The organism is Paraburkholderia nodosa DSM 21604 (assembly GCF_000519185.1).
In the GTDB taxonomy this organism is placed as follows: domain Bacteria; phylum Pseudomonadota; class Gammaproteobacteria; order Burkholderiales; family Burkholderiaceae; genus Paraburkholderia; species Paraburkholderia nodosa.
The window spans coordinates 1-14,630 of sequence record NZ_JAFA01000020.1 but is presented as its reverse complement, the minus strand read 5'-3'; the positions used below and the strand labels follow the sequence as shown (position 1 = coordinate 14,630).

Genomic DNA, 14,630 nt, shown 5'->3' with positions numbered 1-14,630 from the left:
GGGAAGAGCCGGTCGCGTCTGGCGAGTTCCGCGACCGGCTGAGGTGGGGTCCTCCGGCTCGACTCGAATCAACGTCGTCAATGGTTAGCGCTGTCGCGCTTCAGGAGTTGGCCGGGGAGCCATGCTGCGGGCTATTGCCCGTTCTGAGCGGACGTTCGTGTTTGGGAGCCATTTGCTGGAGCAATGATACCGAAGAGTCCATTTGACTCCTTGTTAGGACCTGCCGAGAAGTACAGCGTGTCCGGGCTTGAATTGCGCCCGCCTCCGAGTGTCAGAGTCCACAGGCCGTCAATCGCCAGTGGATTGCCGAACTCGTTCTCCAGCTGATCGACGAACGTGCCGTCATTGTCGAAGACATTGATACGGCCATTGCCGAAGTTGCCGATGAGGATCTTGCCGCTGAAGCGGCCGAACGCAAACGATGCGCGCGTAATGCCCCACGGCGAGTCGAGCGGTCCCTGGCTCGCAAAGCGGCGCAGCAGGTGGCCGTCGGTATCGAATACATCGACGAATCCATGACCGCGGCCTGCAACGTCGTCATGCTTCTGACCGTTCTGCTGCGCATAGGTGACGAAAAGGTCACCATCGATGTTCGCAATACCAAATGGGGCGTAGCCGGCTGGGATGTTCGGGTCGGCGAAGCCTCCGTCCGTCATCGCGGGCGTAAACAAACCATTCGTGCCGTTCGGCCCGAATACGTCGATCCGGCCCGATCGGAAGTTTGTCGCAAACAGGAATGCGCCTCGCGCGTTCACACCGAAGACGAGACCCTTGTAGACGGCCCCGTTGGCAGCGGTGGGATTGGACGAGTTATCGACCGCGATCACGGCGTTGTTGGCCGGATTCAACCCACCGGCCCAAGCGGAAATCGTCCCGTCTTCGGTCGCGAAGATGAATACGGCCGGGATCTGGGTAGCTGGCACGAGAAATGCCGCCGAAGGATTCCAAACGATGCCGGTCGGCGCCGCAGGTGCGGGATTCGGTGGCCTGCTGGCAAAGACGGGATGACAGTCGCTGGCCGGTATCACGTTGCCTGGAAGCGGGATGGAAACCTGCAGTGCTACCTTGGCGCCCGCGCCGTCATAAAGCGTGGAGCAGCCTGTGGCGTTGTCGTTGATCCAGAATGGACTTCCTGCCGGACTAAAGGCAATACCCCAGGCGTTCTGCAGTACCCCGTCGACCTTCGGAGCAGAGCCTGCCAGGTTGGATACAAGTGGTGTGACGACGTAAGCTTCATCGGCAGCAGCATGTCCGATTGTGAAACCGGCGGCGAGGACGATCACCGCCGCCGCTTTGAGACCCCACGAGATCTGAGACATAACTTCCCTCCACGTCTGACTGGCGAGAAATCGCCGCAGGCTAAACGACCGCTGCACTTCAAATATTCCCGCTCGACGCAAAAAATTCCGCTAGCCACCCGGTCGCATGACGCGATAGCGGGCAAGCACGGCTTTTCGACTCGATTCATGGTTTCGCGAGCCAGGGAGGTGCGAGTGGCCGGTGAACGTCCGAAAACCGTCGTTACTGTCGCGCAGGCTCGAATGACGGTAACGGGTTGTGCCTTTTGCATCAAACGCGCACGGGAGATCATCCTTGCGCTCGATCGTCCGGGTCTGGTCGGCCAGGACCTGCCGCTCGCCTGAGCCATGCAGTCGTCACTCGAACGGCCGGTCCACTTCGAAACCCGCCCGATGCGCGACGCGCGCTTGTCGGCCTTAACCGACATAGCAGCGTGCTGAGTTCTACGTCAGCAATGTGGCGGATTGCCGACGGTGGTGGCGTCGAGCAGCAGGTCGACAGCTTCCTGTATCGCGAACTCACACTCCCGTTAAGAATGGGTTATTCGATGTCTGCCCATACGCTCAGCCGTGCGGCGCTTGTAAGCGGTCGTTCGAGTACTCGCCAATCAGCGCGGGACAACGATCACTCGAGGTCAACTCTTTTGATATTTGTTTCGTTCGCCACGTTTCGATAAGTGTTCAACGCTGATACATGTCGGATTTCGACGTACCAACATCGCAAACAGATCGTCTAATCCGTAACCGCGCATAGCACTGTCATCGCGTGCCCGCTCGCAGCGGACGAGGGAGGGTTTCGGTATCAGTTTGCTTCGTCGTGTCTGTCAATGAAGTAGCCCATAACAGCGTTGTTTGGTTGCCAGGTGAGGGCCTGGCAAAAATTCGTGTACCGCGGTTCGCCGAACGCATCCTCATACGTAACATGACCCCAAATATACAAGGCTCGGCCCGTTCCGACTTTGATGGCATCTACTTCGTCATCGGGAAGGAATTCTTCGATCATCGCGCTCAGTATGCGACTTTGACCGGGGCCGATTACACCCCCACCACGCGCGGGCTGAGTCGGTTGAGGAAGATCGAAATTGTCGGGAAGTGGCATAGGTAGGATCCCCGCACGGCAGGCGTGCGAAACGCGGTAGGCAGGCGTATGTCCTGCGTTACGCAATAGCACTTTCCCTTCAAAACGAAGATTCTTGCCTTGCTCCTGATAAACGGCTGACCCTATGTCAATCGATAGGTAGGCACGCATTTGCTGGGCGGTTCGCTCTCTCAACGCCGTTACGCTTTCCGACGCGTGTTGTGCGGCCCGCATGGAATTTGTTGCGACCTTCTCCATAGCGTCTGCTGCTCTCGCCGACTCGCGGACGGAGGCCTTCATATCGCTGGCTTGTTCCGCGGACGCTTTGACTGTTTGCTGTAGCTTGTACGCTTGGAAGCCAAACACTGCCAATTGAAGAACAAAGACTACGAACTGCAAGATACCAACCCACACGAGCTGCCGATTTATGTCAACGTTTTGTTGATCCTTCGCTAGCTTGTCTGCCCGGTCCTTGGCATCGTTAACTACCTCGGCCGGAGACTTTATCGTGGGCTCGAGCGGGTCAGCCTCGGTTCCCACCTGACTTGCACCTTCGACGTTCGCAGAAACCACGTGCTGCGCATACGTAGACGTGTGGCGCGTATCGGACGTAATGCGAGCCAATGCGCATAAAGGCCCGAGACTCAGAAGGAACATACCGAAAATCGCCAAGCCCGCAGCACGAACTACATGCACATTGGTGATATTGCATTGTCCGGGACTTCCACTCGATGTGTGGGAAATGAATTTGAAAGCTCGGTGCCTGCTGCTTTTTCTGTTCATTTTGACGTTCCCTTAGAAATGGGGACTATGGGCATCTGCTCGGGAAAGCATGGATGATGCAACCGCCGTGATCGTAGCGCGGCTCAACGAGGACGCGGCCTAACCGACACAACCGAACGCGAATGGCTTCCAGCGGTTGGCGGCAGGAGGCCCGCTAGATGATTTTCAATTAGCGTACGTGTCTTTGTCTATTGCCGGTACAGTATACGTGTGAGGTCTCGGACTCGGCTACCTGACCGCGCTCCGCCCCAGCCGGTTGCTCAATATCGCTCCAGCAGGTCCCCAGTTCGGCGGTTCTTCTGCGTCGACTTTGCCATTAAAGGTCAGTGATCAGCGTCTGGACAGTGGAAACGGGCTCAGCAAGAGCCTGTGATCGACACAGGGCTTCAGCGCGACTCACTCGGGTAGCGGCCTTCAACGCCATCCAAGCGTAGATCGAACCGACAGGGATTGTTAATGCGCTCGCGGCCAGGACGCCATGTGGGCTAGGGAACAATTGCTTCGAAAATGCAATTGGCGCATATCCCAAAAATGCACAAAGACCATACAGACCGAAATAGGTCCATTTTCGCCAAAAGCGAGGCCATGCATTCTTATAGCGTGGACGAAACTCAATGGCGCCCCCCGAGTTCGTCAAGGACAGTTGAAGATATTGTCGCCCTAACCCGTAGTATTTGATTGCCTTCGCTGGCTCTTTAAGTCGAAGCAAATACTCAATGTCGTCAGCAACGAGGCTATCGTCGCCGATGATCCCCTGCAGTCCCTTCTCCCTCAGAAATGGGTGGTCGGCCTCTCCGCTGGCTTTGTCGGTGAAGTACTCTTTTGCAAACCGATACTGCTCACGCATGCGCGAAAGCTTGCCTGATGACATGTCGAAATAGACTTTGCCAGCGCCGTAAGCGCCTATTAGTACGGTTGCGGGTTTATAGAAGAGATCAATGTCCATAGGCGTCGTCATTGGGTGCATACATCCTTATTTTCGGACATTTTTCACAAAGCTTTAGCTTAGCCGCGAGCCGATTGGTCATAGAGGATGAGGCAATCCACCCGTGTCACCTCGAAACCTTCCAGTGCAGGGTGGCACAGGATGTCGAGCTTCGCGGGCGTAAAGCGCGGCATGTTCGCCTCGAACGCGCCCTCCTGCTCCAAATGAGCCAGCACACGGTTGAAGAACCGCTCCAACGCGTCCAGGGTGGACGCATAACAAAGCAGGTTCCCCTCTGGCGTCGACGGTTCTACGCTAGGGATCACGAGAACCATCGTTCTCGAGAATTTGCTTTCTATATCGGGCGGTTGATCAAAGGCGTTGGAATCACGTACGAAAGCCAACTCTCGGAGTGTCCTTGGCGAAGAACGGACGGGGCGCCTTTCGGCTACGCGATGCTTCACGATCTGATGCCGCCATCTCGCCAACAGTGAGTTTTATGCAAAAGGCATACTGGGGCTCGATGCTGCATCTTGAATCATCAGAGCCGGGCCATACGAGTGTCAACTACGAGTACAGCTTGATGGTCCAAACCGCCATTTCGATCCTTTCCGACAGATAAACGACGGGAGGGTCCACGTTTAACGTGCCGACCTATTGCGACGATACGGTCGTTTCCTTCTGCCAGCTTTACAGCGTCTGACTTGCTGGCGCGACGCTCAGACTTTCGGGTGGTCGCGACCATACAGACGGATAGGAGAAACCGCGTACGAAAGCTGCCATGTTGGTACGGCCTCAGGTGGTCAATTCTGCGTGGATACCAACAGTCGGGCGAGTTCATCTCCGCTTCGCGCGAAAATGATGCGACGTTTGTTTTCGTGTGGCTCGGCTCTGTCACAACTTCGTTCGAGCGAAATCGGCCGATTCTTGCTGTTCACCGAACCTGCGAAAACTGCCAGCGCAACTGGCTGGTCCGCATCCGATTGCTGCCTGATGACCTACGGGTACATCTCTGCCATTGCCGACATTTTGATTTCGATGTCAATAGGACGCCTGAGGGTATCTTTCCCGACATTCGATCGTTGATAGTCACGAATGTCAGCTATCACTTCTCGCGGATGCACGGTCTCGATCCCGGGCGGACTGTCGACGTCTGGAAACATCAATGACTCGTCCTGAAGTGGAGAGGGCGTTTGTGACGCGAGGTCCACAGACGCCCATCGGCCGACTTTGCGTCGTCCCACGGTGGTGGGATCTGTCATACTGGACTTGTAGTGCTCGTGCACGGCACGTGCCTCACGATTGTTCGTTCGCCCTCGAACATCAAGAGTCCCTTGGTTTCGGCACGCCCGAGTAAATCATCGACGTGAGAGACATGACAATATTTCCGACGATCGGAAACCTCCCTCACGCGAACCGCCAGATTCACTGATCTTCCTGGGGCGCGCCACCTTGAAACGATCATCCTAATGCAGAGGAATCAACGGTAGATCGTCTGCTCGCTTACCCAATCCTTTTCGCTACCTCCACGACCGAAGTCTTGTCTGCCTTGCGCAGGATCGTCATCATCTGTTCCTCCGTCAACCGACTCTTCCTCATGACTTTCTTTCCAGAGTGTAAGCAATCCTCGCAAGATTCTGCTGGTTCAAATATCGCCGCCATTATTCTTCTTTAATCACAAAAAAAAGCGTCTATGCTTGATGAATGACGTGATTCATGCGTTAAGTTAAAAATTCATCGCCCACAGACTTGGCGAGAAGATGCCGATTTTTCGTCAATTACTTCAGACATTCAAGAAGTAGTCCGTACATTCCTGACTAGATCGGGCAATGAATCTTCGCTCAAAAAACTGACCACGTTCCATCTCGCGCTCGTCCATACGCCCGTTCGCGAACGGATCGCCCCCTTTCACGCAACTCGCAACAACCGAACAAAGCGCCTTCTTCTGCGCGAAAGCGCACAGATGGGACTCTCGTCGAGGAATATTAAAGCGGAGAAAGGATCAGCCGTTCTCCTGAGAGAAACAGATGATCCGAGACGAAACTAGAGCGTGTTAGGAACTATTGTTAAGGGCTGCAAAGTGGACAAGCATAAGCACGGCGAAAATGACGAAGTGCAGCCCGGCCAAGGTTTCGGGCAATCGCTCGTAGTCTGTGGCCAGTCGCCGGAAGCGGTTGAGCCACCCGAAGCTACGCTCGACCACCCAGCGGCGTGGCAGCAGCACAAACCCCTTTTTCGCCTCTGCAAGCTTGATCACCTGAAGCTCCATCCCTTCGTCGAGCGCCGTCTGCGCCGGCTCTTCACCTGTATATTCCTGCTCCGCAAACGCCACCTTGACCATCTGGCCCGTAGCCTGCTGCACACGTCGCGCAAGTTCACTGACCTGTGCGCGCTCCTGTTCATTGGCCGGCGTCACATGCACCGCAAGCAACTGCCCCAGGGTGTCGACGGCTATATGGACCTTGCTGCCGCGCTTACGTTTGTATCCGTCGTAACCGGCGCGAGGCGTGCTCTCGCACGTCGATTGCAGCGTGCGTCCATCGAAGATGGCTGCGCTGGGTTGGCCCTTGCGGCCCTGCGCGACGCGGATGATCGAACGCAAGTCGCTCACCATCGCCTCGAAACAACCCGCCTGAATCCAGCGCTGCGCCTGTTGATAAACCAGTTCCCAAGGCGGAAAGTCATTTGGCAACATTCGCCACGGCGCACCCGCGCGCACGACCCAGCGCAACGCGTCGAACATCTCGCGCAGCTCATATCGGCGTTGCGGTGCATCTTTGCTCATCCAAGTCGGATATGGCACTGCGAAGCTCCATTCTTCTCCGACACACCGGTCGGGTAGGGTTTGCGTTTTGCCATCCAGCGATGGATACCAGGTCTGGCCGGAAGTGCCTAACACGCTCAAGACATTTTCACGTTTTTCTTTACGACAGTGGTTCGCGAAATTTCGAGGATTGCAAAAATCATGGCATACGTGACCGGATACAACCATGACGTGTTCATCAGCTATGCCCACATCGACAATGAACCGATCGGTGCGGGAGACGGATGGATTTCGATATTCGCAAGTCATCTGAAAAAATTTCTCGATAAAGGCTTGGGTTGCAAGGATGCATCCATTTGGATGGATCATGAGCTCACCGGAAATGAAGTGTTTTCCACGAAGATCGAAGAAGCACTGCGCGAAAGTGCCACTCTACTGGTCATAGCTTCGCCGAGCTACGTGAGTTCCAAGTGGTGTGCGCGTGAACGCAATGCATTTCTCGACTCAGTCCGCGAGAAATCTCGGGCCGGCTCGCGCATATTCCGAGTGGACATCGACAAGTTAAAATATGCTGAGCTACCGACCGAATTCGGCGAGCTGCTTGGGTACACGTTCTGGGCGCTTGACGCAGGAGGCAATCCGAGAACCCTGGGACATCCGATAGTGGATCCCAAAGGAGAGCCGGAGTACTTTACGGCGCTAAACAAGCTACGAACAGAGCTTGGCTCAGAGTTAAAGCGATTGCGGCAAACGCAATCGGAAAGCAGAACATCCGCGCGCTCACAACCGGCGATCTTCCTCGCCGAGGTTACCGACGACTTGGAAGAGTACCGGGAGGAAATCGACACCTACGCTAAGCAGTACAACCTGAGAGTTCTGCCCGAGAAATGCTATCCACGTGACGATCCTGCCGAGTACGCACGACGAATGGCAGTCGATCTGGCGCAAAGTAAAAGCTTCGTCCAACTGCTCAGCGAATGGCCGGGCAAGAAGCCACTAGGCTGGCCGTCACGTTTGGCGGCCGTTCAACTCGAACTGGCGCGTAAGGCAAAATGCCCCATTCTTCAATGGCGCAGTCGCGGTGTGGACCTTGAAAAGGTGAAATCCTCGGCACCCGAACACTTCAATCTTCTGATTGGTGAAGATGTACAAGCATGTGCTATCGAAGAATTCAAGCGGGCAGTAGTCGAAGGCGCAACGCGACAGCCGGAACCCAAGCGACCTGCTTCCCAAGGAATCCTCGTTTTTGTGAACTCTGATTTGCAAGACCGTCCGTTCGCTGCACAGGTGTGTCAGCTCTTAGCGGACGAAGGCATTGGCTATTCGATGCCACTAATGAATGCATCAATGAAGCCAACCGAATACCGCGAAGATTTGGAACTTAATCTGTCGACGTGCGACGGATTAATCGTCGTGTACGGCAGCACGCCCGTCACCTGGGTGCGACGTCAGCTTGCTGAAGGTCACAAGATATTGAGCCAACGCAATGAACCACGTCCTGCTGTTTGGCTCGTCGAGGGGCCTCCACCCGACAAACAACCTCCCGATTTTCTCTTGCCAAACATGCGCAGCCTCAACTGTCACGAGGGTGTTCGACGGGAAATCGTAAGCGAACTTGTGGCCACGCTTCAAGGCTAGCACCACCATGGAAACGATTGTCTGCCGCAGCGTGGTTCAGGTTTCGGTACCTTATCCCGGGCTGCGACCGTTCCGGCACGATGAAGCCGAAATTTTCTTTGGTCGGGAGAAACAGACAGATCAGTTGCTTGAAAAGCTTCAGCGTTCCCGTTTCATTGCCGTCGTTGGACCATCGGGATGCGGCAAATCTTCACTGGTCCGAGCAGGACTAGTCGCAGCACTTGAAGCCGGCTTTCTCGCGGATGCCGGAGCACGCTGGCGATTTGCCGAAATGAGACCGGGCGACAGACCGTTCGAGCGGCTCGCAGAAGCCCTTCTAACCCCGTCCGCGCTCGGAAGTGGTGGCGAAGCTGATGCAAGCGAGACTGCTCTGATACGGGCGATGCTGCGCAGAGGACCATTGGGCCTCGTCGAAATCGTTCAAGAAGCGCGCACTCCTGAATCCGAGAACCTGCTTATTGTCGTCGACCAGTTCGAGGAGATTTTCCGCTTCCGGGACAATGGCTATGAGGACGATGCGGACGCATTCGTCGCGCTTCTTCTCGAAAGTGCCGCCCAGAGGGACGTGCCAATATATGTGATTATCACAATGCGGTCTGATTTCCTTGGCGAGTGTGCGCTTTTCCTCGGCTTACCGGAAGTCATTAACGAAAGTCAGTACCTGACACCACGTCTGACGAGGGAGCAGATCCGGGCCGCCATTGCCGGGCCGGCAAGAGTGCTCTCAGGCGAAATTGATCCCGTACTCGTCAATCACCTCGTAAATGAGGTCGGACCGGATCCGGACCAGTTGCCGCTCCTCCAACACGTGTTGATGAGGATGTGGGCACAAGTCACCGACGCGGAGCTTCAACAGAAAAAATCTGCTACGTCGCGCGTTCCCCGGCTCGTGACGATGCACGACTATGAAGCAGTTGGCACGTTATCGAATGCGTTATCCAGCCACGCTGATCAGGTCGTCGATAGCATGACCCCTCGGCAACAGGAAATCGCCCGGGTAATGATGTCAAGATTAACGGAGCGTGGCATTGGCAAGCGCGACATACGTCATCCCGCCCGCGTGTGTAACATCGCGAAAGTTGCTGGCGCGACTCTACAAGAGGTCATCACTGTCGCAGAACAATTGCGCCAACCGGACCGGAGTTTCCTCACGCCACCGCCACCCGCGCCGCTTGAGCCAGATACGGTCCTGGATATCGGACACGAGAGCCTTATCCGACGATGGGGCAAGCTTTACCAATGGGCAGACGAGGAAGCCGCGTCGGCGGCGATGTATCGCCGGATACTGATAACGAGTGCCGCGTGGAAAAAAGGCCAGTCCGCCTTGTGGGGCAGTCCCGATCTCGACGAAGCGTTGAAGTGGCGGAACGACCGTGAGCCTGACGAGGCGTGGGCTTCTCGCTATGGCAGCGGTGAGGATTTCCGTACTGCGATGGAATTCATCGAAGCAAGCGAACAGCATGCGATTCGGTTGCGCGAGAAGCAGTTTGAGGAAGAAGAGCGGGAAAGGCGAGCCGAGACGCAGCGCCGGCTATATAAGTGGATCAAGTTTGGAAGTCTCTTGGCGCTCGTTGTGGCAATCGGGACGACTAGCCTCGCCTTCTGGGCAAGGGCACAGCAGGCTGAAGCGGAGCGACAAAGTGCAAAAGCCGAACACAGTCGACGGGTGGCCGATCTGGCCAAAGCCGAGTCCGAACGCCAAAAGCTTGTTGCTCAGCGAAACGAGCGGACCGCGACCGATGCTAAGCACGTTGCCGAACAGGAGCGACGGAAGGCTCAGCGAGCAAGAGATGCAGCACAAGCAGCGGCGTCTGAGGCACACTATCAGGCGCGACTCGCGCTGAGCGCAAAAGGGGAAGCCGACACCCAGCGCGCTCGTGCGGAATCGCTAGGAAAAGAAGCCCGATCACGTGAGGTCGCGACCAACGCAATTGTCGCCGCACAAGGAGTTGACCCGGAGCTTGGACTCCTGCTCGCAATGGAGGCCGAGCGCATTTCCCCAACGCATCAGGCAGATGGCGCACTTGAAGAGGCAGCGCATCGAAGTAAGCTGCGTTTGCAGACTGCTCCGAAGTCGGTGCACAGCATAACGCCGCTACCGAACGGGAAACTGGTGCTCTATGAGCGATCGGCCCCGACTGGAACAAACGGTCCGAACGATTGGATCGTGGAAATTCGCAGCATTGATCCCGCGGTCAAGCCCACTATCTTCGATACGCATAGGACAGACGAGCGCGATCCGTTCTCGAATCCTGACGCAACGCTTTTTGTCTTCACTGACGACGTCGGGACTCTACGCATCGTGGATACAAGCGGGAAAGTCGTTCAAACACTGGATGCATCGGCCGCTTACGCTTCGTTCAGTCCCGACGGAAAAACTCTCATGGCCGTCGCTAAAAACGGAGATTTACGCGTCTGGCAGACAGCCCTGTGGAATCCTCTCGAAATTCACGAAACCATCGATCAAAACGTACCCGGTCCAGCATACGCGCCTGACTCTAGCAAGCTGGCTGCAGAGGATCGAGACGCACGTTGGCATGTCTGGGATACCTTAACGGGTGAGGAGATCGTGTCATTCAAAGATGAAGGGGGAAAAAACTCGGTCGCCCGATTCAGCCCCGATGGTCGATATATCGTCACGACCCACGGTTCGGACATGGCCGCGCTTCGTTATCTCCCATCAGAAACACCGCTTGCCGAAATTGGCGATCATAAGCACCCCGTCCAAGAAGTTGAATTCAGCCCGGATAGCAAACAGATCGTAGGCATTGGTGCGGCTGGTGTTGCAAAAATTCTATATTGCTCTCTCGGCAAGAAGCAGCCGGATAAGGCGCCTCAACTCAATAGCGCCCAGGTTCTGTTAGTAGACGACCCGAAACATGTCATTCAATTAAATCTTCCTGCAGATGAGACACCACTGTGCTCCGCCATTTTCAGTCCTGATAGTAGAGAGATTCTGACGATTGAGGCGGGAGTCGCACGTATCTGGAAGAACCCGCTCGAGCATCCGTCGGAAGATGCAATCAAGGAATCTAGAAAACTCACTGGCGATGAAGTGCCAGTTCGCAGCGCATGGTTCAGCAAGGATGGTCGGTGGATAGCAACGATCGGACAGGATGGCCGAGCTCGACTATGGAATGCCTCCACGTTCCAACCGGTCGCAAGTTTCGCCTCTGAGTCAACCGTCTGGTTATCCGTGATCAGCGAAGACTCACGGCAGTTCCTGACATGGAGCAGCGATAGTGTTGTGCGGATCTGGGATACCTTCGATATGGGGCAAGAAATTGCTCTTTCGGGATTGCCTGAAGGGAGAGATTCGGGGGATGCACGGATCACCCTCCCCAACACCGACTACGAATCCGCCATTTCCCCCGACGGCAAAACCGTACTCGCAATTGGCGCAGATAAAACACCACGGATCTGGGATATTTCAACGGGAAGACTGAAGGTATGGCTCGGTAACGGCGCACATAAGACGGGCCGCGCATCGTTTAGCCTTGATGGAAAGCGCGTTATTACATTCGACGACGATCGAAAAGGCAGAGTCTGGGATAGCCAGACCGGGACCGAGATTGCGCAGGTCGGTGCAAACGAAAGTGAAGCCACCATGGCAGACTTCGCTGACAACAATCATGTGTTTTTGTGGGACTTACCTAAGAGAACGGTAAGCGTGTGGAATTTGGACTCCGGTCAGCCGGATGCGAATCTCCCGGTGAAGATCAAGCTTCATGAAACGGCGCGGTGTGCCACGGCAAGTCCCGATGGGCGTTGGCTCGCAATCTGTCAGGATAGCGTGCCGGAAGCCCAGGTCCAAAGAGGTGTCAGTCCCGCCGTCGATGTGTTTGACCTGCTAGCGCCCGACGAGTCGCCTCGGCGCCTAGTCGGCCACGCAGGTAATGTCGTGGATGTGTTTTTCAGTCGCGACGGAAAATATGCAATATCTGCGGGCTTCGATAAAACAGCCATCGTTTGGGAGGTCGGAACCTGGCGGGAAGTGTCCCGACTCAAAGGACACGACTCAACGGTTAAGGCTGCAATGATGAGTGCCGATGACAAGCGCGTGGCCACAATCGACAGTTCAAATACCGTCCGGCTGTTCGCTGCAGATACAGGAAAACAGATTTCGCTGACGGAGATGCGCGGTCACACTGATCAGATTTCCGCCATTGCCTTCAGTCCCGACGGTAGATGGATCGTAACCGGGAGTAACGACGATTCGGTTCGTGTTTGGGACGCAATGACCGGCCGAGCTGTCAGCGAGTTCTATGGTCACACCGAGCCCGTAATTGCCGTCGCCTTTGGAAAGGATCCACACTCCATCATCTCGGTTGGAAGCGAAGGCACAATCAGAAACTATCACTGTGGGGCATGCATCGCGCCATCAGATCTCATAGTAACCTCAAGGAAACGTATGACAGAACTGGGTCGAACGCTTACAGACGACGAACGCCACAGATACCTTCCTTGATCATACCGGCCCTTTACAAGCGATATCTAACATCGATGTTTCGCCAAACGCTGGCTGCGTTTGCAGAGCAATAGGAGGACCGGCGATGGATTCCGCTCTTGACCTGATGTGGGAGAAATATCGAAGCTGGGCGATGTGCGCATCGACGTTACGTGCCGAACTCGACCGCTGGCGATTCATCACTCTCTTGCTGACTGTAGCCGGCGCGGTGCTTGCGACGCTAGCCTCACAACTCCCCGGATGGATGGCGAACACGGGGTCGATCGCCCGAATACTCAGTGCCATAAGTGCTGTGTCGATGGCACTTGCCTCATGGAGTGCGAATACGATGATCGATCCGACGCGCGAGAAAAATTGGATCCGCGCTCGCGCGCTAGCAGAGCGCGCCAAATCTGAAGGTTATCGCTATGCTACACGCACTACCCCATACGATGACGACAAACCAGAACAGAAGCTGCTCGATAAACTCAATGAGTTGACCGCCGAAGGCGAGGACGTGCCAGCTCTAAGCATCCAGGACGTAAAGCCTGGTCTTGACCAACCATCCCACCCGCTCTTAGTTCAAGAATACATTGCGATTCGTGTCGAGAAGCAACTGACAAGTTTTTTTGAACCGAAATCGGCAATCAACGAACGCAGCGCGCTGCGCTGCACACGGCTGGTTCAATTGCTCAGTGGATGCGCCGCAATCCTCGCTGCATTGGGTGCATATTTTCCGGGCATTAGCGTTGGGGCATGGGTCGCAACGTTAAGCACCGTCTCTGCTGCCGTCGGTGCGCATGCACTTGCGAAGCGCTATCAGCGGCTTGCTGCTACCTATCGGCTCGTTGCAGACCGATTGCAGATGCGTCTCGCCGCATGGCGCAGCGCGATGCAATCAAGTCAAGACATCACGTTGGATAAGGCTTTCATTAACGATGTTGAAAATATTTTGCTTGGCGAGAACCAGGCGTGGGCCGCAGACTATATCTCCCGGCCTGTCACGCTCAAAAAAGCCGCTCACAGATGAAGATGGAAAATAGTCGAGAAAAGACCTTGCATCAGATCCACGACCAGAGATTTATTATGGAGCGGAATAAGGATGATGATCGCTGGCTACGACAAGCGCGCGGTGAGCATCGGGCGATTTTCGGCCTAGGCTGTGTAAAAACGCCCTGGTTACCTACGTCCCGGTCGCTTAGACTGGATCAGCCCGTTGGTGTGCGAGGCAAAGATGGGGCGATTCGTCGAAGGTATAGACCGCGATGGCCTGAGTGCCTCCGGTCAGGATAGTCGACGCATACGTAGACGAACTCGATTTGGAATCGCTGGGATTGGTGCGAACGACAGAAACGCAACTCATAGCTGCCTTAACAACCGCAACGCCTGAAAGTCAGCTATGGCCGACAACTTGCCAGCGGGGAGACCGCGCGAATGGCCGTTCCAGCTTGTGGATTCAACCGGTCGATGCAACACACTAGAACCAACCCGATCGCCGTTCGCTGCCGCGTGGGNATGCCTCTCGGCCACTTGAAACAAGCCTACACTCATCCATGCTCCGCGCTACCTGAATGCCGGCCGCCACATCAGTTCGACGGGCGCGGGGGGACATGTTCGTTCCTCATGGCGCCGCTCATTCGCGGCAAAGGAGAAATCATGGAAAAGATCCCAAAAGCCACGGCCTTGTTCGTCGCAGG

At 55.6% G+C, this 14,630-nt stretch carries 8 protein-coding genes and 1 pseudogene; 4 read left to right on the top strand and 5 right to left on the bottom strand.

The features are described from left to right. Positions 1 to 131 precede the first annotated feature (131 nt). Positions 132 to 1,319, bottom strand: coding sequence for a TIGR03118 family protein (locus tag A3CW_RS0125970; RefSeq protein WP_028206163.1), 1,188 nt, complete (start codon positions 1,317 to 1,319; stop codon positions 132 to 134). A 174-nt stretch (positions 1,320 to 1,493) separates the two neighbouring features. Here A3CW_RS0125970 and A3CW_RS52505 point away from each other — a divergent pair, with 174 nt between their 5' ends. Further along, positions 1,494 to 1,643 carry a hypothetical protein gene (locus A3CW_RS52505; protein ID WP_154678037.1) on the top strand — a complete coding sequence of 50 codons (150 nt, stop codon included), beginning with the start codon at positions 1,494 to 1,496 and terminating at the stop codon, positions 1,641 to 1,643. Between the two features lie 457 nt (positions 1,644 to 2,100). Here the strand turns inward: A3CW_RS52505 and A3CW_RS0125965 are convergent, their stop codons facing one another. The 4 genes and pseudogenes from A3CW_RS0125965 to A3CW_RS47665 all read right to left on the bottom strand — a co-directional run bounded on the left by A3CW_RS0125965 (position 2,101) and on the right by A3CW_RS47665 (position 6,943). After that, on the bottom strand, positions 2,101 to 3,159 hold the full coding sequence (locus tag A3CW_RS0125965) for a hypothetical protein (RefSeq protein ID WP_154678036.1): 1,059 nt from the start codon (positions 3,157 to 3,159) through the stop codon (positions 2,101 to 2,103). Between the two features lie 316 nt (positions 3,160 to 3,475). Next, positions 3,476 to 4,105, bottom strand: coding sequence for a hypothetical protein (locus A3CW_RS0125960; protein ID WP_154678035.1), 630 nt, complete (start codon positions 4,103 to 4,105; stop codon positions 3,476 to 3,478). A gap of 59 nt (positions 4,106 to 4,164) precedes the next feature. Next, a complete protein-coding gene (locus A3CW_RS0125955; protein ID WP_028206160.1) occupies positions 4,165 to 4,419 on the bottom strand; it encodes a hypothetical protein in 255 nt (84 codons plus the stop codon). 1,718 nt (positions 4,420 to 6,137) lie between these two features. Further along, positions 6,138 to 6,943 (bottom strand): annotated as a pseudogene (locus A3CW_RS47665) (IS5 family transposase). A 106-nt stretch (positions 6,944 to 7,049) separates the two neighbouring features. On the opposite strand from A3CW_RS47665, the gene A3CW_RS51210 reads away from it, so the two are divergent. The 3 genes from A3CW_RS51210 (at position 7,050) to A3CW_RS0125920 (ending at position 13,963) form a co-directional block, all read left to right on the top strand. Further along, a complete protein-coding gene (locus tag A3CW_RS51210) occupies positions 7,050 to 8,486 on the top strand; it encodes a toll/interleukin-1 receptor domain-containing protein (protein ID WP_081771814.1) in 1,437 nt (478 codons plus the stop codon). A 7-nt stretch (positions 8,487 to 8,493) separates the two neighbouring features. Continuing rightward, entirely contained in the window at positions 8,494 to 12,954 is a 4,461-nt protein-coding gene (locus tag A3CW_RS50325; protein WP_081771813.1) for an nSTAND1 domain-containing NTPase, read from the top strand. Positions 12,955 to 13,039: 85 nt separating this feature from the next. Continuing rightward, positions 13,040 to 13,963 (top strand): DUF4231 domain-containing protein, encoded by a 924-nt coding sequence (locus A3CW_RS0125920; RefSeq protein ID WP_035514012.1) that lies wholly within the window; start codon positions 13,040 to 13,042, stop codon positions 13,961 to 13,963. Positions 13,964 to 14,630 lie beyond the last annotated feature (667 nt).